Genomic DNA, 21,563 nt, shown 5'->3' with positions numbered 1-21,563 from the left:
TGCACCTTGGCGACGAGCCGCTCCGGCGTCACGTCGACGTCGACAGATTCGGCCGCGGCGGCGACGGTCGCGTCGTCGAGGCCGAGCTCGAAGCCCGCCTTGCGCACCTCGTCGCGTACGTGCCAGACGAGCCGCGCCCGCACATGCTCCGCGAATTCGGCGTGGAACGCCTCGAGGCGGCGGCGGCGCTCCTCCTCCGTCTTCGCCGCCGCGAACAAGAGGCCGACGCGGAAATTCGGCTGTCGGCTCTCGAGGAACGCATGCGCCTTCTCCCGCGTCGTCGCCGGCGTCAGGTTCGCGTTGTCCCCGATGCGTCCCGCTTCGCCCTTCAACCGGTCGACGAGCCGAGTCCGTACGGTCTCCCGCTCGCGCAGCGCCGTCTGCAGCGCCTCGTAACGCGCCGAGGCGCCGGCGTCCTCGGCGGCGGCTTCCCGCCGCAGCGCCTCCCGACGCTCGTCGTTACGCGCTTGGAACGCCCGGGCGCCCTCCTCCGCGAGCTCGAGCGTCGCGGACGCCAAGCCGGCGAGCGACAGCGCTTCGCCGCCCTGGGCCAGCGCGGCCAGCAGCGCGGCGAGCCGCCCCGTTTCGTTCCGCGGATGGTCCGGCGCCGCCAGCGTCGTATAGAGCGTAGCGGCCGGCTCGACGCCCCAGGAACGGAACGCGTCCTCGACGCCCGCGCGGAACGCTTCGAACGGCACCTCCGCCTCTCGATGCTTGTCGATCTGATTGACGACGAGCACGAGCGGCTTGCCCATCTCGGACAGCCGCTTCGCGAAGTCCATATTCATTTCCGATAACACGTGATTGTAATCCATAACGTAAAACACGATATCCGCCAAGTGCAGCGCCGATTCCGTCGACAATCGATGGTTGTCGTCCGTCGAGTCGACGCCCGGCGTATCGAGCAGCACGGCCCTTGCCCCCAGCCAAGGAATCGGATGGCGAAGCTCGACCGCTTCGACCGCCTCCCCGTCCTTCGCATGCTTCGCCGCATCTTCCAGCGGCACGCGCGCTTCGCGGCCGTCCCGGTACGTCAGCACCGCCTCGGAGGCGGCGCCGCTGCGGATCGCGACGATGTTCGCGCTCGTCGGAATCGGGCTCGACGGCAGCAGCTTCGCGCCGCACAGCCGATTGATCAGGCTCGACTTCCCCGCAGAGAAATGCCCGCAGAACGCGAAAAACACGTCGTCCCGCCGCCCCTTCGCCGCGAGCGACGCGGCTTTCTCCGCCAGCGCCGTCTCCTCTCGGCTGCGGAGCGCTTGCTCCAGTGCTTCCAACTCCGATATGATTCGTTCTCTCGTTTCCCCCGCCATACGCCGATCTTCTCCTATCCCGCTGCCGTTTCTCTTGGTTCGCACAATTCACCATTATACAACAAAACGCCCGTCCGCGGCGATGCGCCGGGTACGGGCGTTTAGGTTTTCTGGGCAGCCGTCCGCTTAGACGGTCGTCACTTTCAAATCATGCGCTTCGGGAACCAAAATTTCGAACACGCCCCCATGCTGCAAAATCGTGATGTCCCGCTCCTTCTCCTTCATGACGACGACATCGCGCTTGGCGCGCATCCGATCGATGTAATGCTCCGGCACCTCGCCGGATTCCGTGACCGTGACGCCTTCGACGACGGTCTCTTCGTCCTCCGTCAGCTTCGTGTTCAGCACTTTATCGTAGATATCCGAAAACTGCTCGAAGTTTTTCGTATAGACGGAAATGCATTTCATGTGGTTCTCTCACCCTTCTGTCCTGAGCGGCCGGCATCGGCGTTCGCTATCGGTCCTATATGTTAGTTAGTCTTTCTACTTTTCGGCGTTTTCATACGTTTCTTGCCTTCCCTACATACGTCTAGCAACGGGCAGCCGTCGCACTTCGGCTGTTGGGCCTTGCAATGGTAGCGTCCGAGGAAGATCAGGCGATGATGCGTCTGGGTCCACTCGTCCTTGGGCACCTTGCGCATCAGCTTCTTCTCGACCTCCAGCACGCTGTCGTCCCACCCCGCGATGCCGAGCCGCTTCGAAACACGCTCGACATGCGTGTCGACGGCGATCGCCGGCACGCCGAAAGCCGTAGAGACGACGACGTTCGCCGTCTTTCGCCCGACGCCGGGCAGCTTGACGAGCTCCTCGTGCGCCTCGGGAATTTCTCCGCCGTACGCTTCGACCAATAGACGACATAGTGCCATAATATGTTTCGCTTTATTGCGAAACAGGCCGATCCGTCGAATGTCTTGTTCGAGCTCTTCCAGCGGTACGGCGAGGTAATCCTCCGGCGTCTTGTACTTTTGAAATAAATCCTTCGTCACTTTGTTGACCGTCTCGTCCGTGCATTGCGCCGAGAGCAGCACCGCGATCGTCAATTCGAACGGGTTCGAATGAACGAGCTCGCAATGCGCGTCCGGAAACATGCCCGCGACGATGTCCAGCGCTTGCCGAACCTGCGCTTTGTTCAATCGATTCTCCCCCGTTCCCGCGGCCGCCTCGCCCGGCGGCTCGAAAATCGTCGATGTTCGCGTAGCGTTTATTAGTGTAACGAACCGTTCGTCCGTTTTCAATGGCAGAAACGGGTTCGCGGGAGCAACATTTCGAATTTTTTCGCACAAACCAATTTGTATCCTCGCGAAGAACGAACGCGCAAGCGGGACGACCCTCGTCTCGCTCGCGCGTTCGGTGCCGGCGCTGTTACTGCACAAGCTCGATAATTTTACCGTTCAACAAGTAGATCGTGACTTGGTCGTTCTCCTTCAGCCGGTTGAGCGCCAGCAGCCCGCCAGCCGACGTGTGAACGTATGCGTCCGGCTCGAGCGTGTATTTGCCCTGGTCCGTAAGCTTGGCGATCTTGAAGGAAATCTCGTTCTTCGCCGCGTCGTAGCTGCTGAATTTCCGCACTTCCGCTTGCGCGACGAAGAGGTACGGCTTGCCCTGCGCATCGGCGACGACCATGACGCGATCGTTCAGCTGCAATGCGGAAGCGGACGTCGATACGTTCGTCCCCTCTTGCACTTGGATGCCGCCGGAGAGGTTATATTGCCTGACGTTGTTATTAAAGTCGGTTACGGCCAGCTTGCCGCCGGTAACGTCCAGCGTCGATACTTTGCCGAGCACGGCCGCCGGCTCCTGCACCGAGACGATCTTGCGTCCCACGTAGTTGACGACGATCGGCTTACCGGCCGTCAGCGCCGTCGGCGCAATGCTCTGTCCGTTCTTATCGAGCACCCTCGCCTCGCTGTCCAGCGATAACGATACCGTCCCTCCTTGCGCCGTCTTGGCGTATACGGTGCGCGGCGCCGACGTCGCGGAAGTGAACGTGTAGACGAACGATTTCTCGACTTGAATCGTGTTGACCGTGTCTGAGCCGATGCCCATGCTCAGATGTACCTTGGCCCCGACGGTGATGTCCGCGAAGCTCGCGCTCGTCTGCAGCGGCACCTCCACGGCGACGAAGGAGGCATAAGGCAGCGTCATCGACGCATCGTCTGCCGTCCGCAACGTAATCGTTCGAGCGGTCGTGTTCAGGGCCGTTACCGTGCCGCTTGCTTTCGTGATGATGTCGAGCCGAACGAGCTGGTCGGCCGACACGCTGATACTCACCTTGCGCCCCGCGGCAAGATACGTCGAATATAACTGCTCCGATAGCCTCTCCCCGTCAAGGACGAGCGCGGAACGGTTCGTCACGTAGAACAGATGCGCCTTCCCCTTCTCGTCGCGGACGGTCAAGTAATCGCCTGCGGCGAACTGAACGATCGTAACGTTCTTCAGTTGCGTCACGTTCCGATTCGTCACCGTAATTTGGTCCACTTGATTCGTGGCGCCGGAGATGCGAAGCTGCACAAGATCTCCGACCTGCAAATCTTCGATGCCCGTGTTCGTCAAGCCTTCGATCTTAACGGCGACGTTCCTCGCGAACAAGTACGCTTTCGGGGTCGTGCTGTTTTCCATGATCGTGATCGTGTTGCCCGCGTAACCTTGGAATTCCCCGGTCGCGGTTACGAATCGCTGGACGGTAATGTCTAGCTCTACGATCCTGCTGTCTTTGATCGTATACTCGAACGTATCTCCGATTTGAAGCCCGGCGAGCCCCCCGCCGAGCGGCTGCCCTTTCACGGTTAAAACGGCGTCCTCGGCCAGCGGGTACGTAACGACCGAGCCCGACGCGTCCGTGAACGTAACCGTTCCGGCCGTCGCGTTCACGGCTTGCGCCACCGCCGTCCCTTCCGCGTTGAACGCTGCCTCGACGAGCACGATCGCCGTCACCGCTTCGGTCCCTCGGGCTCGCTGCAGCCGCAGTTCGCTGCCCTCCGTCAGCTGGGAGAGCGACGTGCCGGCGCCCGAGGCGTTCGTCACCGAGGCGTTCGGCGCAAGCGTGTACGGCTCCAGCGAACCGTCCGCTTTGCGCAGCACGAGAGTGCCCGCCGCGATGTCGAGCGCCGCCAGCTCCCCTTCGATCGTCTCGAGTTGGATCGTCTCGTCGGTACGCTCGATGTAATAGGCCTGCCCGCCGCTATGAATGACGCGTACCGCGGACATCGTCGTCAAATCCTCCAGCGTCAGCGCCTCGCCGCTTTCGTCGAAGACGAGCGTCTCCGCGTTCAACCCATAGGACGCCGAACCGCCTCCGGTCGTCTGCAGCTGCAGCGACGTCGCCGTCCGGCTCGCGACGAAGCCGCTTGTGTATTTCGCCGCATCGTCCGCGATGTATTGATCCGCGCGGGATAAGAAGGTTACGATCTCCGCGCGCGTTACTGCCTTTCTTGGCTTATAGTAGGTTTGGCCGTTCTCGGTGATGCCCTGCACGAGGCCGAGCTCCGCCGCCTTCGCGACGTACCCCGCCGCATCGGGAGAAATTTGGCTGGCGTCCGCGAAGGCGATTCCGCCCGTCGCGGGCTGCTGTCCGAGCGCGCGGACGATCAGCTTCGCGATCCACTCCCGCGTCGCTTCCCGCTTGCCCCAGGGAATGTCTCCCGAGGAAGCCGCCGCGGTCTCTTCGCCGAGGTGAATGATCCGTTCCTCGATCGCCTTCACGACGAATTTCGTAAAGAAGCTGTCCACTTCGAACCCGATCGCCACATTGTCCGCGGCCGGGAGTTCATCGTCGTAATAGCCCATCATCCGAAGCATCATGACGATCGCTTCCTGCTGCGTGACGGCTTGGGATGGCCGGAAATCGCCTGTCGTGTATCCTCGAATGACGCCGACCGCAGCCAGCTTCGCGATGTTCCCTCTAGCCCAATGGGACGTTACGACGTCGGGGAACGTCAGCTTCAGCAGCGCGTCCTCGGCGGATGCCGACGGCGCGCCGGCGCCGAACAGCAGCGACGACGCCAGCGCGGCGGAGGTGAGGACGGCGAACGGCTTGCGTACCTTATAGTTCATGGAGCGATTCCTCCCGAATGGAATAGTTAGGGAATGTTAAAATGTGCTTTAATCGACGCGACGATCGCGTCCGCGATGCGGTTTTGCATCTCTTCGTTGTACAATTTCGCCTCGTCGTCGGCGTTCGTAATGAACCCGAGCTCGAGCAGCACCGAGGGCATCGACGTCTCCCTCACGACGACGAACCGCTCTTGCTTCACCTTGCGGTCCGCGGAGCCGATCGTCTGGACGAGCGACGCATGAATCCGTTGGGCGAAGGCGAGGCTATCCTCGCGCCAATAGTACGTCTCCGTCCCCTTCACGGCCGGCGAAGAGGCGGTATTGGCGTGGATCGAGACGAACAAGTCGGCTCCCGCCGCGTTGGCGGCGGCCGCGCGCTGCGCGGGGGATAAATACGCGTCGTTCTCGCGGATCATGACCGTCTGAATGAGCTTCTCTGCCTCCAGCCGCTGCATGACCTTCAAGGCGACGGGGAGCGTGATGTCCTTCTCGTATTTTCCGCTTGCCGAAATGGCGCCCGGGTCGTTCCCGCCGTGCCCGGCGTCTATGACGACCTTCACCGGCTCCGCCTGGGTGAAGTGCAGCACGGCGCCGTTCGGCGCCGGCTTCAGCGAATACGGCTTCGGCCGCTTCAGGTCGACGACGATGCGCACCGTAGACGGCTCCGTCGCGAATAGCGAATAACGGATTCCCGCGACGTACGGATGGTTCGCATCGACGGCGACGGAGCCGCTCGCTTTGCCGTTCGCGTCCCGGACGACCGTCGCGTTCGGCACGTCGACCACGACGCGATCCGGCGACTTCAAGACGAAGACGCTCGGCGTTACGTTCGCGGTCGCCGCGATGTGCAGCGCGTCGCCTTCCAGAGCGATCGTCTGGATCGTCGGCTGCTGCGAGGACGCGTCCGAAGGCGGTCCGCCTTGGGTCGGTCCGGTCGGCGTCTCCCCTGCGGGGGTTGCGCCAGGCGCGGCGACGACCTCTTGCGTCGACGCCGTCGCGCCGGAAGGCAGCGAGGAAGGAAGGGTTGTGCCGTCGTTTTTTTGTTTGAATATGTAGATAGAGTCGGTGAAGCGATCCTTGACGACCTTCAGTCCGAGCGTCCCCGTCATCCACGCCGCTGGCACGAACACCTTGGCGTCGGCAAGCTCGGCCGTCTCGTCGCCCGTCACCGGAACGCCGTCCACGAACCGCTGCTTCTCGCCGACCGTGAAGCGAACTTCCTTCCGGCCCGCGGATACCGTATACGTCTTCCCGTCGCGATCGGCCTTCACGGCGCCGCCGAGCGCGGCGACCGTCTCGAGCGATACGTACGCCGTTCCCCCGATCGACCTCGCTTGCAGCTCGCTGCGTTCGCCGTCGACGTACAGCGCGGCCGTCTCCGCGGCCCATGCCTGCGTCGGGGCCGCCGTCGACCAGATCGCCGCCGCCAATACGCCTCCGGCCACCCATGCCAGCGTCTTCCACCCTTTATTCATAAGCCCCTCCGTATGTGACACATGGTTAAGTCTATCAAAATCCGTCATAAAAGAACATAAAAATAGAGCGTCCGACATTTCGATATTTAATAGACGCATGAAAATAGCAAAAGTTGCTAGATTCGGTCGAATCGAACAAAACTCTCTCCCCCGCATTTCCGCCGCTTCTGCACTGACTTACCGGAGTTCTCCGCTAACTCTCTCGATTTCCGCCGCTTTCGCGCCGACTTACCGGAGTTCTCCGCTAACTCCCGCCATTTCCGCCGCTTCTGCACTGACTTACCGGAGTTCTCCGCTAACTCGCTCCATTTCCGCCGCTTTAGCGCCGACTTACCGGAGTTCTCCGCTAACTCGCACAACTTACGCTGCTTTCATGCCGACTTACCGGAGTTCTCCGCTAACTCCCGCCATTTCCGCCCCTTTCGCGCCGACTTACCGGAGTTCTCCGCTAACTCGCACAATTTTACGCTGCTTTCACGCCGACTTACCGGAGTTCTCCGCTAACTCCCGCCATTTCCGCCGCTTTCGCGCCGAATTACCGGAGTTCTCCGCTAACTCACCGCAACTTTGCCGCTTTACGTCCGGAAGTAAATCTCCTGACTCATATCTCGCGCAAATTTCTCCCCCAATGCAGTCAATCGAAAGGCTCGGATCCTCTTCCTTCCTACCCCGCAGCATTCTACGAAGCCCCTCTCCACGAGTCGAAGTAGGAAATCCCTTGCGGGTTTATCCGACACTCCCAAAACACGTATTGCATCGTCCAAGGTAAATTCCTGGTGGTACGTCCCCAACCTCACCACATGCCGAGTCCACGCTTCTTCCTTCGGTACAGGCTCGTATCTCGCCATCCAAGACTTTAATAGTTGCTGACAAGACAGCGGATACTGCTTCACATCGGAATAGGCAAACCGCAGCACGTCCCAGCCGATCATATGTAATCCCGCGTCGCGCCGGCGGTCGTCGGCGAACGTCCAACGGGATGCATTCTTCTGGTGCGGTCCATAACCGTCCACCTCCAAATCGACGAGCTTCGGATATTGAACGATCGCATGATCCAACGACCGCAGCTTGCCTAGCCCGTCCATGACCTCCAATTCCGGAATCAATACATGCAAATTCCCGTATACGGGCCACCAAACCTGACGAAGAAACAGCTTCTCCGCCGACTCATCCCCCTCCGCCTCCTCTTTCAACCGCCGCTCTAGCTGAAGTCTCCGATCGCCACTGCTTTCACCCAAATGTTTCGCAAACCACGCCGCGTACGCTTCGTCGAAACGTTCCCCCGTCCCCATTACCGATCGCCCCTTCCCGCATCAATTTGTTCCGCAATCCCAGCCATATCCGCTTCGTCGAAACGTTCCCCCGTCCCCATGACCGATCGCCCCTTCCCGCATCAATTTGTTCCGCAACCCCAGCCATATCCGCTTCGTCGAAACGTTCTCCGTCCCCATTACCGCTCGCCCCACCACCGGAAGGAAAACAAAAAAAAGCGCTGCCGCCCGAACTTCGGGAGACAGCGCATGCTTTACGCCGAAAAACTATGGTGCCTTGCTTACGCACAAACTCCGACGGGACGCGCCGGTCCGCCCGCCCCACGCGCGGGAACGAGCGCCCTAGCTGTCGAACAGCGATCCGCCGTACGGCGCCTGCGTCCGCCGAAACCGCCTTAGCGATGCGCGGCTTCGTACGCGGCGATCTTGTCCTCGTGCTGCAGCGTCAGGCCGATGTCGTCGAGGCCTTGCAGCAAGAACTGGCGGCGGTGCTCGTCGAGATCGAACGCGATCGACAAGCCGTACTCGTCGGAAATCGTCTTCGCCTCGAGGTCGACCGTCAGCTTGTAGCCCTCATGCTTCGCCGTGCGCTGGAACAAGTCCTCGACCTGCTCCTCGCTCAGCTTGATCGGCAGAATGCCGTTCTTAAAGCAGTTGTTATAGAAAATGTCCGCAAACGACGGCGCGATCACGACGTTGAAGCCATAGTCGAGAATCGCCCACGGCGCGTGCTCGCGGGAAGAGCCGCAGCCGAAGTTCGCGCGCGAGATGAGCACCGAAGCGCCCTGGTAACGCGGCTGGTTCAGCGGAAAGCTCTCGATCACGTTGCCCTGCTCGTCCCAGCGCCATTCGAAGAACAGAAACTGGCCGAACCCCGTGCGCTCGATGCGCTTCAAAAACTGCTTCGGAATGATCGCGTCCGTATCGACGTTCACGCGGTCGACCGGCGCGACAAGACCTGTATGCTTAATGAATGCTTGCATGTTCCTGTATCCCCCTTACACCGTTACCGGCTCGGTCTTGAATTCCCAATCGCGCACGTCGACGAAGCGGCCCATGATCGCCGCCGCTGCCGCCATCTCCGGCGACACGAGGTGCGTGCGTCCGCCGCGGCCTTGACGGCCCTCGAAGTTGCGGTTCGACGTCGATGCGCAGCGGTCGCCCGGCGACAACACGTCCGGGTTCATCGCGAGGCACATCGAGCAGCCCGCGTCGCGCCATTCGAAGCCCGCTTCCACGAAAATCTTATCCAAGCCTTCCTTCTCGGCCTGCAGCTTCACGCGGCCCGAGCCCGGAACGACGATCGCCGTCACGTTCGGCGACACCTTGTAGCCGCGCGCGACCTTCGCCGCCGCGCGCAAATCCTCGATGCGGCCGTTCGTGCAAGAACCGATGAACGCCCAGTTGATCTCGATTTCCGTCATCGGCGTGCCCGGCTTTAGATCCATATACTCCAGCGCCTTCTCGGCCGCCTTGCGCTCGTTCTCCGTCGGCAGCTCGGACGGCACCGGCACCTTCGCCAATACGTTCGTGCCCATGCCCGGCGACGTGCCCCACGTCACTTGCGGGATGAGCGTCGAAGCGTCGAATTCCACGACGGCGTCGTACGTCGCGCCTTCGTCCGTGACGAGCTCCTTCCACTTCTCCACCGCCGCGTCGAACGCCGCGCCCTGCGGCACATGCTCCCGGCCGCGCAGGTAGTCGAACGTCGTCTGATCCGGCGCGATCATGCCGGCGCGCGCGCCCGCTTCGATCGACATGTTGCAGACGGTCATCCGCTGCTCCATCGTCAAAGCGCGAATCGCTTCGCCCGTGTACTCGACGACGTAGCCCGTCGCGAAGTCCGTGCCGTACTTGGCGATGATGCCGAGGATCAAGTCCTTCGCCGTCACGCCGACCGGCAGCTTGCCGTTCACGCGCACTTCCATCGTCTTCGGCTTCGACTGCTGCAAACATTGCGTCGCGAGCACGTGCTCCACCTCGGACGTGCCGATGCCGAACGCCAGCGCGCCGAACGCGCCGTGCGTCGACGTATGCGAGTCGCCGCACACGATCGTCTTGCCCGGGTGCGTCAGGCCGAGCTCCGGCCCCATGACGTGCACGACGCCCTGATCGATCGAGTTTAAATCGTACAGCGTCACGCCGAAGTCCTGCGCGTTCTTCGTCAGCGTGTCGACCTGCTGCTTCGAAATCGGATCCGTAATATTGAAACGATCCTTCGTCGGCACGTTATGGTCCATCGTCGCGAACGTCAAGTCCGGACGGCGCACCTTGCGGCCCGCGAGCCGAAGTCCCTCGAACGCCTGCGGGCTCGTCACCTCGTGCACGAGATGCAAATCGATATAGATGATGCTAGGTTTTCCTTCTTCCGAATGAATCACGTGATTGTCCCAAATTTTCTCGAACAATGTACGCTTCGCCATTCTCGTCACCTCTCCCGTTTTCGCGATGATTGCAAATTCCTCTATACCGTATCCTATCATTTCTTTCGTCATTGTTCCAAGATATAATATCTATATATTTGATTGGTAATATCTATAAGGGGGCCTCGTTCCGAAAATGGATCTCCGCCAGCTCGCCTACGCCGTCCAAATTTATCATGACAAAAACTTCTCCCGCGCCGCGGAGAAGCTGCATATCGCCCAGCCGTCGTTAAGCCAGCAGCTGGCGAAGCTCGAGAAGGAGCTAGGCGTGACGCTGTTCCACCGGACGACGAACGCCGTGGAGCCGACGCACGCCGGCGAGCTGTTCGTACAGAAAGCCCAGCGCATCCTCGACCTTGCGCGCCAGCTGGAAAACGAGATGAACGATATCTCGAATCTGCGCAAGGGCAAGCTCGTCGTCGGCACGCTGCCGATCACCGGCTCGCACATTCTGCCGATCGTGCTGCCCGAATTCGCGAGGCGGCACCCGGGCATCGAAATTTCGCTCGTCGAGGACACCAGCGCCAATCTCGAGCAGCTGACCTCGAGCGGCGCCGTCGACCTGTCGCTGCTGTCGCTGCCGATCGAGGAGCCGACGCTCGACTATCGCCCGTACGCGACCGAAGAAATTCGGCTCGCCGTGCCGGCGACCCACGCGCTCGCCGGCGCCGAGGAGCCGGTTCCGGTCGCGAGTCTCGCCGAGGAAGCGTTCGTCGTGCTCAAGAAGGGGCAAGGCTTCCGCCAAATCGCGCAGGACATCTGCGCCGAGGCGGGCTTCTCGCCGAGGATCGTATTCGAAAGCAGCAATATCGAGACGGTCATGTCGCTCGTCGCTGCCGGCATGGGCGTCGCCTTCGTGCCGAGCATGGTCGCCGCGTCGAAGAAGGGCCGTTACGTGCCCGTGTTCAAATCGCTCGTCGATCCGTCGCCGAGCCGCACGCTCGTCATCGCGGAGCGCCGCGGCCGGTATTTCACGAAGGCGGCCGAGGCGTTCATCGAGACGCTAATGGAGGTAACGCCCGGCGCGACGGGCGTTCGGCCGTAGCCCCCGCCGAGCGGACAGACATATTTCGGCCGACGCCGGCATACATTCTGGTAGGACTTGTCCGATAACGACGAACCGAAGGAATGATGACGATGACGACGTACGCCACGCGCACCTTACTGAAAGAGACGATCATCGACGAGCTGCAGCTGCTGCCGGAGCTGCTGCGCAAAGCCGAAACGAAATATTACGAGGCGCAGCATCAGCTGGCGGAGAAGCGCGGTCGGCTCGCCGACGCCGAGACCGCCTGGACGTCGGGGGACGCCTCGCCCTATAAAGACGAGACGGCCCGCTACGCGGCGTTCCGCGCCTTCACGGGGCCGCTGCACGCGGACATCCGCGAAGCGCAGGCTCTCGCCGACCGGCTGAAGGCGGAGGTCGACTTCCTGCAGCGCAGGCACGACAACTACCGCGTCATGGCGAGCCTGATCGCGAACGGTTAATACAGCTCCGGACGGCGATCCTCGAACACCGGGATCGTCTTCCGGACGCGGTCGACTTCGGAGAGGTCGAGCGTCGCGCGCAAAATCGTCTCCTCCTCGCCGCCCTCGGCGAGCACGTCGCCCCACGGCGAGATAATCATCGAATTGCCGAAAAATTCGGTGCCGCGGCTGATTCCGACCCGATTGCAGGCGACGACGTACATCTGGTTTTCGATCGCGCGGGCAAGCAGCAGCGTCCGCCAGTGGTGCAGCCGCGGCTTCGGCCATTGCGCCGGCACGAACAGCACCTTCGCGCCGTCCAGCGCGAGGCGCCGCGTCAGTTCGGGGAACCGAATGTCGTAGCATACCATCATGCCGGCTTCCGCCCCGTCGACCCGCAATTTCCCGATCGCCCCGCCCTCCTGCAAATATTTCTCTTCCTCCATTAAGCGAAACAGATGAATCTTCGAATATTCCGAAACGCGCGCGCCGGTGCGGTCGTACGCGAAGATCGTGTTTTTTACGCCGCCCGCCGACTTGTTCGCGACCGAGCCGGCGACGACGTTCACGCCGTGTTTCGCGGCGAACGCCGACATCGTCGCGTGCGTCGGCTCGCCGTCCGCGTCCGCGATGTCTTCTATATTTTCCAGCGAATAGCCCGTGTTCCACATCTCCGGCAGCACGAGCACGTCCGGCTTCTCGCCGCCGCTCACCGCCGCTTCCATGTGCGCAAGCGCCCGCTCCCGATTGCGCGCAGGCTCGCCGATCGTTACGTCCATCTGAATGACTGCGACCTTCATGCGTTCCGACTCCTTTTTCCCCCGGATAAACTTCGATGACTACCATCATACGCGAGCCCCCGGCGAAGTCAAGACGCGCGGTGTACAGGTCTCGGGGTTTTTGATAAGATTAATAGCATTTACGGTAAGGAGAACGGAGTGGGAGACCCCATATGAATCCATCGAAAACGACATTCGCCCCCGCGGACCGGATGGCGGCGCTGCCGAAGCAGTTTTTCGCGTCGCTCGTAAAGAAGGCCGTCGCGGCGACCGCAGCGGGAAGAGATGTCATTAACCTCGGGCAAGGCAATCCGGACCGACCGACGCCCGGCAATATCGTGCAAGCGATGCAGGAGGGCGCGGCGAATCCGCAGTTCCATCGGTATTCCCCGTTCACCGGCTTCGCCTTCTTGAAAGAAGCGATCGCCGAGCGGTACAAGCTCGATTACGGCGTGACGCTGAACCCGGAGACGCAAGTGGCGATCCTGTTCGGCGGCAAGTCGGGGCTCGTGGAGATCAGCCAAATTATGCTGAACCCGGGCGACGTCGCGCTCGTGCCGGATCCCGGCTACCCGGACTACTGGTCGGGCGTCGCGATCGCGGGCGGGCGCATGGCGACGATGCCGCTGACGGCGTCGAACGGCTACCTGCCGGACTACGGGGCGATCGCGCCGAGCGACCTGGAGCGCGCGAAGCTGTTGTTCGTCAACTATCCGAACAACCCGACGTCCGCGATGGCGCCGGCCGGATTCTACGCGGAGACGGTCGATTTCGCGGCGAAGCACGGCATTCTCGCCGTCTCCGATTTCGCGTACGGGGCGATCGGCTTCGACGGGCGGCGGCCGGTCAGCTTCCTCGAGACGCCGGGCGCGATCGATGTCGGTATTGAAATCTACACTTTGTCCAAAACTTACAATATGGCAGGCTGGCGCGTCGGCTTTGCGCTCGGCAACGAGGAGATCGTACGGCAGATCGAGCTGCTGCAGGACCATTTCTATTGCAGCCTGTTCGGGGGCGTGCAGTGGGCGGCGCGCGAGGCGCTGCTCGGGCCGCAGGATTCGGTGCGCGAGCTCGTGGCGCGGTACGAATCGCGGCGCGACGCGCTGTACGAGGCGCTTGCCGGCATCGGCTGGCAGGCGGAGAAGCCGGCGGGCTCGTTCTTTTGCTGGCTGCCGGTGCCCCGCGGCTACACGTCCTCGGCGTTCGCGGACAAGCTGCTCGACGAGGCGGACATCGTCGTGGCGCCGGGCGTCGGCTTCGGCGAGCACGGCGAAGGCTACGTCCGGCTCGGCCTCTTGACGGACGAGGAGCGGCTGCGCGAGGCGGCGGCGCGGATCGGGCGGCTCGGCATTTTCTGAAAATAGTAGAAGCTTGTACTCGGATGGAGTGACGCGGCATGGCGGAAAGACCGAAGTTTACGTTATTGTTCGACTTGGACGATACGCTCATCCATTGCAATAAATATTTCGATCTGGTGATCGATCAGTTCGCGGACCTGATGGAGACGTGGTTCGCTTCGCATCGGCTGTCGAAGGCGGAGATCAAGGCGAAGCAGCTGGAGCTGGACCTCGCCGGCATTCACATCGAGGGCTTCACGGCGGAGCGGTTTCCGGAATCGTTCGCCGAGACGTACGATCATTATAGTTCGCTGCTCGGCCGCGATCGGGACCCGGAAGAACGGCAGCGCGTGCTGGAGCTCGGCTACACGGTGTACGACAGCGAGTTCGAGCTGTACCCGAACGTCGTCGATACGCTGTTCCGGCTGCAGGCCGAAGGGCATCTGCTGTCGCTCTACACCGGCGGCGTCGAGGCGATTCAGCGCGGCAAGGTGGAGAAGGTGAACTTGGGGCCGTTTTTCGAGGACCGCGTCCATGTCGCCCAGCACAAGAACGCGGAAGCGCTCGAGCGTATCCTGCAAACGAACGGCTTCGACCGTTCCCGTACGTGGATGATCGGCAACTCGCTGCGCACGGACATCTTCCCCGCGCTCGAATGCGGCATCGGGGCGATGTACATCCCTCCGCTGTCCAACTGGGCGTTCGACAACCTCGAGCCCCCCGCGGAAGCGGTCGAACGGCTCGTGCAGCTCGAGTCGATTCAGCAGGTTCCGTCGGTGCTGGCAGGTTTGAGTTTACAGCGATGAGCGAATTGCATATACTATTCAGAAAATGATCGTCAGCGACCGGGACAGTAGCGCGCTGCGACGGACCAGCGAGCCGGAGAGGGTGGAAGCCGGCGCCGTACGAGCGTATTCGCGAAAACGCACCCGCGAGACGGTCCGCCCATGCTTGCGCTTTTGCTTCGCGCGGCGGCAGGCGGGCCCGGCGTCGCCCGCCGTTACCGGGGCTTCGAGCGGTCGTGCGCGCATTAGGCGCGGCGGCACCAAGAGTGGCACCGCGGGAGCGCATTTTCACCTCTCGTCTCTTATTTTGAGACGAGAGGTTTTTTGCGTTGTGGCGCAGGGTGGGGGCTGGCCGGCCCGGCGTTACCGGAGTTCTCCGTTAACTGGCCGGGTTGCCGCCGCTTTCGCGCCGAGTTACCGGAGTTCTCCGCTAACTAGCCCGGTTACCGCCGCTTTCGCGCCGAGTTACCGGAGTTCTCCGCTAACTGGCCGGGTTGCCGCCAATTTCGCGCCGAGTTACCGGAGTTCTCCGCTAACCGGGCAAGTTGAGGCCGCCGGGACGATCAAACATACCGACAAGGAGGAAGACGCGATGATGATGGAGACGATCGGCGAATGGCTCGCTCCGTATGTGAACCTACCGAAGGAGGAGGTCGCGCGACGCCTCGAGACGCCGCCGGATGCGGCGCTCGGGGACGCCGCCCTGCCTTGCTTCGAGCTGGCGCGGACGCGGCGCGAGGCGCCGCAGGCGATCGCCGCCGAGCTGTCGGCCGCCGTCGACCACCCGATGCTGGCGTGCCGCGCGGTCGGCGCGTACCTGAACGTATCGCTGCGGCGGGACGCGATCGCCTCGGAGTGGCTGCGCGAGCTCGAGAAGCCGGCGTTCCGGGCGGCGCGAGCGAGCCGCGGGCAACGCGTCGTCGTCGACATGTCGTCGCCGAATATCGCGAAGCCTTTCGGCATTGGGCATCTCCGCTCCACCGTCATCGGCAACGCGATCCGGAATCTGCTCGTCGCGGACGGGTACGAGGTCGTCCGCGTCAATCACCTCGGCGACTGGGGCACGCAGTTCGGCAAAATGATCGCTGCGTTTCGCGCCTGGGGCGACCCGGAGCAGCTGCAAGAACGGCCGCTCGAGGCTTCGCTCGAGCTGTACGTCCGTTTCCACGAGGAAGCGGAGCGCGACCCCGCCCTCGTAGACGAGGCGCGCGCCTGGTTCGCCAGGCTCGAGCAGGGCGACGAGACGGCGCTCGAGCTGTGGCGCTTCTTCGTCGAGACGAGCAAGCGGGAGTTCCGCCGCATCTATGACCGGCTCGGCGTCGACTTCGAGTACGAGCTCGGCGAGAGCTTCTATAACGACAAGATGCCGGCCGCCGTCGAACGGCTCCGGACGGCGGGCCTGCTGGAGGAGAGCGACGGCGCGCTCGTCGTCCGGCTGGACGACGCCGCGCTCCCCCCTTGCATCGTCGTAAAGTCCGACGGGTCGTCCATCTATGCGACGCGGGATGTGGCCACGGCGTCGTACCGCCGGGAGACGCTCGGAGGCGATCGGCTGCTCTACGTGGTCGGGGCGGAGCAGGGGGTGCATTTTCGGCAGGTGTTCGGGGTGCTGGAGAAGCTGGACGCAAGCTGGTCCGGGCGGTGCGAGCATGTGCCGTTCGGTCTGATGCGGGTCGAGGGCAAGAAGATGTCGACGCGCAAGGGGCGCGTCGTCCTGCTCGAGGACGTGCTGAACGAGGCCGTCGAGCGGGCACGGGCGATCATCGCCGAGAAAAACCCGGGCCTTGCGGATCGGGACGCGGTCGCGGAGGCCGTCGGCATCGGGGCGATCGTGTTCGGCGACCTGAAGCACGACCGCGAAGGCGCGATCGACTTCCGGCTCGAGGACGCCGTGCGGTTCGAGGGCGAGACCGGGCCGTACGTGCAGTATACGCACGCGCGGATTCGGACGCTGCTCTCGAAAGCCGCGCCGCAGCACCGGGGCGAAGCGCCGCTGGCGGCCGCGCTCGCCGGCGACGACGCGTGGGCGCTGCTGAAGCTGCTGCTCGGCTACCCGGAGGCGGTGCGCCTTGCGGCGGAGCGGCTCGCCCCGTCGATCGTCGCGCGGTACGCGCTGGAGGCGGCCAAGGCGGTCAATCGGTTTTACCACGCGGAGCGCGTGCTCGTGGACGATCCCGCCGAAGCGGCGGCGAAGCTGCGGCTGTGCGCGGCCGCGGCGGATACGCTGCGGGACGCGCTCACATTGCTCGGCGTCGCGGCGCCGGAGCGGATGTAAACCGCTGCTGCGGTCACCGGAGGCGCGGCGGCTTGCGGCGACAGCGGACTTGACCGCTATTATGACGACGGCGGAAGGCAGCCGGCGGAAGGCGGCTCGAGCGAGCGAATCCACGCCTTCGCCTCCTGCTCCGTTACGCCGTAAGCGCGGATCGCGTAGGCGCGCTCGGCGTCCTGCCACGCGATGTCGAGCGCGGCGCGCGTCTCCGCGGCGGCAAGGCGAGGCAGCGGCAGCGCGAGATCGGCCAGAGAGGTCGCCCCCTCCCTCCCGCTTTCGCCTGACCGCTCGACGCCGAGCTTCGCTTGCGTGAATTCCAGCACCGCGCCGTTCGCGAATTCGTATCGGATCGTCGCGGCCCGCCCCTCCTCGGTCATCCAGTCGAAAATCGTATATCTCGAAGAATCGCTCGGGGGCAGCGCGAGCGCGAAGCCCGCGGCGCAAGCGACCTCGTCCCCCGGCGTCCTCGGGAGCGGGCGTTCGATCGCGACCCCCTCCAAGGGAACCTCCGCGACGTTCGCGCCGGCGGCGGGCGGCGGTTCGGGGACGGCGGCGATGTCCACCGGGCCGAACTCCCCGGTTCCCCCGTCGTCGACGGTCTCCTCTGCCGTCGCCGAAACCATTGCATCCGCGCTTTCGTCCGCCGGGCCCGGCGCCCAGCTCAATCGGTCTTGTCCGCTCAACGCAAAGATCAGGAAGCACATGACTAGGATGGAGTTGAACGACATTTTGTACACTTCCTTCACCTCTTATCTTTGCAGACGAGGCGGCCCGCCGAGATGTTGCGCTTATTTACAAACGCCCCGCGGGGATGGTATAGTATTGAGAAACTTCATTACCCTAACGTGATGAAGGGGCCAGTACGCGTGAAGAACGGGCGCACCAGAGAGCGAATCGCAAGCTGAGAGATTCGCCGCCGCGGGACACGCCGACCCACCCCGGAACGGCCGGCGACGAGCCGGACAGCGGTCCTCCTGGTACGAGGGCATGGAGCCGGACGGCTTCCTTTTTTCGAATACGACATGGACGCTGCGCGTCGGTGGGATCGTTTTCGAGACGAGGGTCGTCAATGAAGGTGGTACCGCGGGAGCGCAATCGTGAGATGCAACAGCTTTCGTCCTTTACTAGATGAGGATGAATGCTGTTGTTTTTTTATTTTTCCGCCAGCAAGGAGGCAACGTTCCGCATGAACGGCTCGCAGCGACGACGCGTCGTCGTCAAGATCGGCAGCAGCTCCCTCACCGCGTCCGAAGGGGGACTGCGCCGCGAACAAATCGAATATTTCGCCGCGGAGCTCGCGGGCATCGCGGCCGCCGGCGAGCAGGTCGTGCTCGTCACGTCCGGCGCGGTGGCCGCCGGCTTCGCCCGCCTCGGCTTCGAGAAGCGGCCGAAGCTGACGCACGAGAAGCAAGCGTCCGCCGCCGTCGGGCAAGCGCTGCTCATGCAGGCCTACAACGAGGCGTTCGCCCGTTGCGGCCGCGTCGTGGCGCAGGTGCTGCTCACCCGCTTCGACTTCTCGAACCGGCGCCGCATTCTCAATGCCTCGGCCACGCTCGAGGAGCTGCTCAACCGAGGCGTCATCCCCATCATTAACGAAAACGACACCGTCTCCGTCGACGAGCTGAAGTTCGGCGACAACGATACGCTGTCCGCGCTCGTGGCGAACCTCGTGCAAGCCCGGTGTCTGCTCATCTGCACGGATATGAACGGCCTGTACACCGAGGACCCGCGGAAAAACCCGGACGCTCGCCGTATCGAGCGGGTGTCGGCGCTCAGCGACGAGCTGTTCGCGATGGCCGGCGGCAGCGGCTCCGCGGTCGGCACCGGCGGCATGCGGTCGAAGCTGGAGGCGGCGCGCATCGCGATCCGCGGCGGCGTGCAAGTGTTCATCGGCCGCGCGGCGCGGCCGGGCGACTTGCGCGCGGCGGCGTTCGGCGACGGTGACGGCACGTACTTCGACGCCGAGCTGCAGAAGCTGTCGGTCAAGAAGCAATGGGTCGGCTTCCATTCGGTGCCGCAGGGCAGCGTCGTCGTCGACGAAGGCGCCCGGCGGGCGCTCGCGGAGGGCGGCAAGAGCCTGCTCCCCGCCGGCGTGAAGCGCGTCGAGGGCGATTTCCACCCGGGCGACGTGATCGAGGTCGCGCTCGAGGACGGGCGCCGCATCGGGCGCGGCGTCGTCAATTACGCGGCGTGGCAGCTTCAAGCGGCGGCCGGCTTGTCGACGGAAGAGGTGCAGCGGCGCCTCGAGGTGCCCCGCATTGAAGTCATTCATCGAGACGAATGGGTCTTATTCTAATTTTTTATGGGAGAGGATGATGGCTATGGGCGAAGTTAGGGAAAAGGCGACCCTCGCCAAGGCGACAACCTCGCGGCTCGCCGCCTTGACGACGGAAGCGAAAAACACGGCGCTATTCGCGATCGCGGACGCGTTGCTCGCGCGAGCCGGCGAGATCGTCGAAGCGAACGAGGAAGACTTGCGGCGCGGCCGGGAGAACGGCATGTCGCCGTCGCTCCTCGACCGGCTGGCGCTGACGCCGCAGCGCATCGAAGCGATGGCGCAAGGGGTGCGCGAGGTCGCGGCGCTGCCCGATCCGGTCGGCGACACGCTCGCTTCGTTCGACCGGCCGAACGGCTTGCGCGTCCGCCAGGTGCGCGTGCCGCTCGGCCTCATCGGCATCATCTACGAAGCGCGGCCGAACGTGACCGTCGACGCCGCGGCGCTGTGCCTGAAGACGGGCAACGCGACGCTGCTGCGCGGCGGCTCCTCCGCCCTGTCGTCCAACGGCCGCATCGTCGAGGTCATTCGGGACGCGATTCGCTCCGCCGACTTGCCGGCGGACGCCGTTCAGCTCGTCGCCGATCCGAGCCGCGCGTCGGTCGACGAGATGCTGAAGCTCAACGGCCTGCTGGATTGCGTCATTCCGCGCGGCGGCGCGTCGCTGATCCAGACGGTCGTCCAGAACGCGACGGTCCCCGTCATCGAGACGGGCGCGGGCATCTGCCACACGTTCGTCGACGCGTCGGCGGATCCGGCGATGGCGCTCGCGATCGCGCTGAACGCGAAGGTGCAGCGTCCGTCGGTGTGCAACTCGATGGAGACGCTGCTCGTGGATCGGTCGTTCGCCGAGGCGCATCTCGCCGCGTTCGCCGAGGCGTTCCGGGAGCGCGGCGTCGAACTGCGAGGGGACGACGGCGCCCGCTCGCTCGTGCCGTCGATGAACGCGGCGACCGATGCCGACTTCGCGACGGAATACAACGACTACATCTTGAACGTGCGCGTCGTCGACGGGCTGGACGAGGCGCTGGCGCATATCGCGCGGTTCGGCACGCAGCACTCCGAGTGCATCGTGACGGCGGACGAGGATCAAGCGCGGCGTTTCCTGCAGGAGGTCGACGCGGCGGCGGTGTACCATAACGCCTCTACCCGCTTCACCGACGGCTTCGAATTCGGCTTCGGCGCCGAGATCGGCATTTCCACGCAGAAGCTGCACGCCCGCGGCCCGATGGGCCTCCCGGCGCTCACCTCGACGAAATACATCGTCGTCGGCGACGGGCAGGTGCGGGAATAACAAACGCGTTCGACGCAAAGGAGTATGAGCCCATGTTATCCGAACAAACGATCGCCTTCATCGGCGCCGGTTCGATGTCCGAGGCATTGCTGCGAGGCATCGTGGAGGCGAAGCTCGTCCGCTCGCTCTCCGTCGTCGTCCTGAATCGGCACAATCGCGGTCGGCTGAACGACCTGAAAGCCGCATACGGCATCCGCGTGCCCGAAACGAACTCGGACGACGAGCGGCTCCGGCTCGTGCGCGAGGCCGACATCGTCGTGCTGGCGATGAAGCCCAAGGACGTCGGGGCGGCGATGACCGAATTCGGCGCCGCCCTCCGGCCGGATCAGCTGCTGCTCTCGGTCGTCGCGGGGCTTTCCATCGATACGATCGAGCGGTTGCTCGGACGGACGCAGCCGATCGTGCGCACGATGCCGAACACCTCGTCGACGATCGGCCTCGGCGCGACCGGCGTCGCCTACTCGGCTTCCGTGTCGCCCGCGCAGCGCGAGATGGCGCTCCAGATGCTGGAGGCGGTCGGCCGCGCGGTGTCGCTCGACGAGAGCCGGTTGAACCTCGTAACGGGCCTCTCCGGCTCCGGACCGGCGTACGTATACTACCTGATGGAAGCGATGATCGACGCCGGCGTCCAAGGCGGACTTACCCCCGAGGAAGCGCGCACGCTCGTCGTACAGACGGTGCTCGGCGCCGCGCATATGGTCGAGTCGACCGGCGAAGACCCGGCGTCGCTCCGCGCCAAGGTGACGTCGCCGAACGGCACGACGTTCGCCGCCATTCAGCTGTTAGAGCAACATGCATTCCGCGAAACCATGATCAAAG

General features: G+C 63.6%; 18 protein-coding genes. 8 read left to right on the top strand and 10 right to left on the bottom strand.

The window, feature by feature from the left end; translation table 11 throughout:
* The 8 genes from VEZ38_RS06740 to leuC form a co-directional block, all read right to left on the bottom strand.
* Nucleotides 1–1,313, bottom strand: a 1,313-nt coding sequence (locus VEZ38_RS06740; protein ID WP_324892581.1) for a dynamin family protein, incomplete at its 3' end; no start/stop codon positions are given.
* 126 nt (nt 1,314–1,439) lie between these two features.
* Nucleotides 1,440–1,721: an NAD/NADP transhydrogenase alpha subunit gene (locus VEZ38_RS06735; protein ID WP_324892580.1), complete on the bottom strand. Its 282-nt coding sequence runs from the start codon at nt 1,719–1,721 to the stop codon at nt 1,440–1,442.
* 62 nt (nt 1,722–1,783) lie between these two features.
* The gene (gene nth / locus VEZ38_RS06730; protein WP_324892579.1) at nt 1,784–2,446 is read right to left on the bottom strand and encodes an endonuclease III; all 663 of its coding nucleotides are present in this window, start codon (nt 2,444–2,446) and stop codon (nt 1,784–1,786) included.
* 229 nt (nt 2,447–2,675) lie between these two features.
* Nucleotides 2,676–5,366 (bottom strand): S-layer homology domain-containing protein, encoded by a 2,691-nt coding sequence (locus VEZ38_RS06725; RefSeq protein WP_324892578.1) that lies wholly within the window; start codon nt 5,364–5,366, stop codon nt 2,676–2,678.
* 26 nt (nt 5,367–5,392) lie between these two features.
* On the bottom strand, nt 5,393–6,841 hold the full coding sequence (locus tag VEZ38_RS06720; protein ID WP_324892577.1) for an N-acetylmuramoyl-L-alanine amidase family protein: 1,449 nt from the start codon (nt 6,839–6,841) through the stop codon (nt 5,393–5,395).
* A 575-nt stretch (nt 6,842–7,416) separates the two neighbouring features.
* Nucleotides 7,417–8,133: a hypothetical protein gene (locus VEZ38_RS06715; protein WP_324892576.1), complete on the bottom strand. Its 717-nt coding sequence runs from the start codon at nt 8,131–8,133 to the stop codon at nt 7,417–7,419.
* 374 nt (nt 8,134–8,507) lie between these two features.
* Nucleotides 8,508–9,095 (bottom strand): 3-isopropylmalate dehydratase small subunit, encoded by a 588-nt coding sequence (leuD, locus tag VEZ38_RS06710; protein ID WP_324892575.1) that lies wholly within the window; start codon nt 9,093–9,095, stop codon nt 8,508–8,510.
* Between the two features lie 15 nt (nt 9,096–9,110).
* Complete coding sequence (gene leuC / locus VEZ38_RS06705) at nt 9,111–10,535, bottom strand: 3-isopropylmalate dehydratase large subunit (protein ID WP_324892574.1); 1,425 nt, start codon at nt 10,533–10,535, stop codon at nt 9,111–9,113.
* A 136-nt stretch (nt 10,536–10,671) separates the two neighbouring features.
* Here leuC and VEZ38_RS06700 point away from each other — a divergent pair, with 136 nt between their 5' ends.
* A complete protein-coding gene (locus VEZ38_RS06700) occupies nt 10,672–11,580 on the top strand; it encodes a LysR family transcriptional regulator (protein WP_324892573.1) in 909 nt (302 codons plus the stop codon).
* A gap of 92 nt (nt 11,581–11,672) precedes the next feature.
* Complete coding sequence (locus VEZ38_RS06695) at nt 11,673–12,023, top strand: hypothetical protein (protein ID WP_324892572.1); 351 nt, start codon at nt 11,673–11,675, stop codon at nt 12,021–12,023.
* Here the strand turns inward: VEZ38_RS06695 and VEZ38_RS06690 are convergent.
* Nucleotides 12,020–12,802: a carbon-nitrogen family hydrolase gene (locus tag VEZ38_RS06690; protein ID WP_324892571.1), complete on the bottom strand. Its 783-nt coding sequence runs from the start codon at nt 12,800–12,802 to the stop codon at nt 12,020–12,022. The genes VEZ38_RS06695 and VEZ38_RS06690 overlap by 4 nt on opposite strands.
* A 152-nt stretch (nt 12,803–12,954) precedes the next feature.
* Here VEZ38_RS06690 and VEZ38_RS06685 point away from each other — a divergent pair, with 152 nt between their 5' ends.
* The 3 genes from VEZ38_RS06685 (at nt 12,955) to argS (ending at nt 17,178) form a co-directional block, all read left to right on the top strand.
* Nucleotides 12,955–14,139: a pyridoxal phosphate-dependent aminotransferase gene (locus tag VEZ38_RS06685; protein ID WP_324892570.1), complete on the top strand. Its 1,185-nt coding sequence runs from the start codon at nt 12,955–12,957 to the stop codon at nt 14,137–14,139.
* Between the two features lie 38 nt (nt 14,140–14,177).
* Nucleotides 14,178–14,924, top strand: coding sequence for an HAD family hydrolase (locus VEZ38_RS06680; protein WP_324892569.1), 747 nt, complete (start codon nt 14,178–14,180; stop codon nt 14,922–14,924).
* A gap of 571 nt (nt 14,925–15,495) precedes the next feature.
* Entirely contained in the window at nt 15,496–17,178 is a 1,683-nt protein-coding gene (gene argS, locus VEZ38_RS06675) for an arginine--tRNA ligase (protein ID WP_324892568.1), read from the top strand.
* A 59-nt stretch (nt 17,179–17,237) separates the two neighbouring features.
* Here the strand turns inward: argS and VEZ38_RS06670 are convergent, their stop codons facing one another.
* A complete protein-coding gene (locus VEZ38_RS06670; protein ID WP_324892567.1) occupies nt 17,238–17,903 on the bottom strand; it encodes a hypothetical protein in 666 nt (221 codons plus the stop codon).
* A 458-nt stretch (nt 17,904–18,361) separates the two neighbouring features.
* On the opposite strand from VEZ38_RS06670, the gene proB reads away from it, so the two are divergent.
* The 3 genes from proB to proC form a co-directional block, all read left to right on the top strand.
* Nucleotides 18,362–19,471 (top strand): glutamate 5-kinase, encoded by a 1,110-nt coding sequence (proB, locus tag VEZ38_RS06665; RefSeq protein ID WP_324892566.1) that lies wholly within the window; start codon nt 18,362–18,364, stop codon nt 19,469–19,471.
* A gap of 25 nt (nt 19,472–19,496) precedes the next feature.
* Complete coding sequence (locus VEZ38_RS06660) at nt 19,497–20,744, top strand: glutamate-5-semialdehyde dehydrogenase (RefSeq protein ID WP_324892565.1); 1,248 nt, start codon at nt 19,497–19,499, stop codon at nt 20,742–20,744.
* Between the two features lie 32 nt (nt 20,745–20,776).
* On the top strand, nt 20,777–21,563 hold a 787-nt coding region (gene proC / locus VEZ38_RS06655; RefSeq protein ID WP_324892564.1), incomplete at its 3' end, for a pyrroline-5-carboxylate reductase.

The organism is Paenibacillus sp. (assembly GCF_035645235.1).
Classification (GTDB): domain Bacteria; phylum Bacillota; class Bacilli; order Paenibacillales; family YIM-B00363; genus Paenibacillus_AE.
Note: the sequence above shows the minus strand (reverse complement) of the source record. Positions and strands in the feature narration are given on the sequence as shown.

Excerpts from the sequence above, each read along its gene's own strand:
- VEZ38_RS06735 (WP_324892580.1), bottom strand. The coding sequence starts at position 1,721 with ATGAAATGCATTTCCGTCTATACGAAAAACTTCGAGCAGTTTTCGGAT.
- VEZ38_RS06725 (WP_324892578.1), bottom strand. The coding sequence starts at position 5,366 with ATGAACTATAAGGTACGCAAGCCGTTCGCCGTCCTCACCTCCGCCGCG.
- VEZ38_RS06720 (WP_324892577.1), bottom strand. The coding sequence starts at position 6,841 with ATGAATAAAGGGTGGAAGACGCTGGCATGGGTGGCCGGAGGCGTATTG.
- VEZ38_RS06715 (WP_324892576.1), bottom strand. The coding sequence starts at position 8,133 with ATGGGGACGGGGGAACGTTTCGACGAAGCGTACGCGGCGTGGTTTGCG.
- leuD (WP_324892575.1), bottom strand. The coding sequence starts at position 9,095 with ATGCAAGCATTCATTAAGCATACAGGTCTTGTCGCGCCGGTCGACCGC.
- leuC (WP_324892574.1), bottom strand. The coding sequence starts at position 10,535 with ATGGCGAAGCGTACATTGTTCGAGAAAATTTGGGACAATCACGTGATT.
- VEZ38_RS06700 (WP_324892573.1), top strand. The coding sequence starts at position 10,672 with ATGGATCTCCGCCAGCTCGCCTACGCCGTCCAAATTTATCATGACAAA.
- VEZ38_RS06695 (WP_324892572.1), top strand. The coding sequence starts at position 11,673 with ATGACGACGTACGCCACGCGCACCTTACTGAAAGAGACGATCATCGAC.
- VEZ38_RS06690 (WP_324892571.1), bottom strand. The coding sequence starts at position 12,802 with ATGAAGGTCGCAGTCATTCAGATGGACGTAACGATCGGCGAGCCTGCG.
- VEZ38_RS06685 (WP_324892570.1), top strand. The coding sequence starts at position 12,955 with ATGAATCCATCGAAAACGACATTCGCCCCCGCGGACCGGATGGCGGCG.
- VEZ38_RS06680 (WP_324892569.1), top strand. The coding sequence starts at position 14,178 with ATGGCGGAAAGACCGAAGTTTACGTTATTGTTCGACTTGGACGATACG.
- argS (WP_324892568.1), top strand. The coding sequence starts at position 15,496 with ATGATGATGGAGACGATCGGCGAATGGCTCGCTCCGTATGTGAACCTA.
- VEZ38_RS06670 (WP_324892567.1), bottom strand. The coding sequence starts at position 17,903 with ATGTCGTTCAACTCCATCCTAGTCATGTGCTTCCTGATCTTTGCGTTG.
- proB (WP_324892566.1), top strand. The coding sequence starts at position 18,362 with ATGAACGGCTCGCAGCGACGACGCGTCGTCGTCAAGATCGGCAGCAGC.
- VEZ38_RS06660 (WP_324892565.1), top strand. The coding sequence starts at position 19,497 with ATGGGCGAAGTTAGGGAAAAGGCGACCCTCGCCAAGGCGACAACCTCG.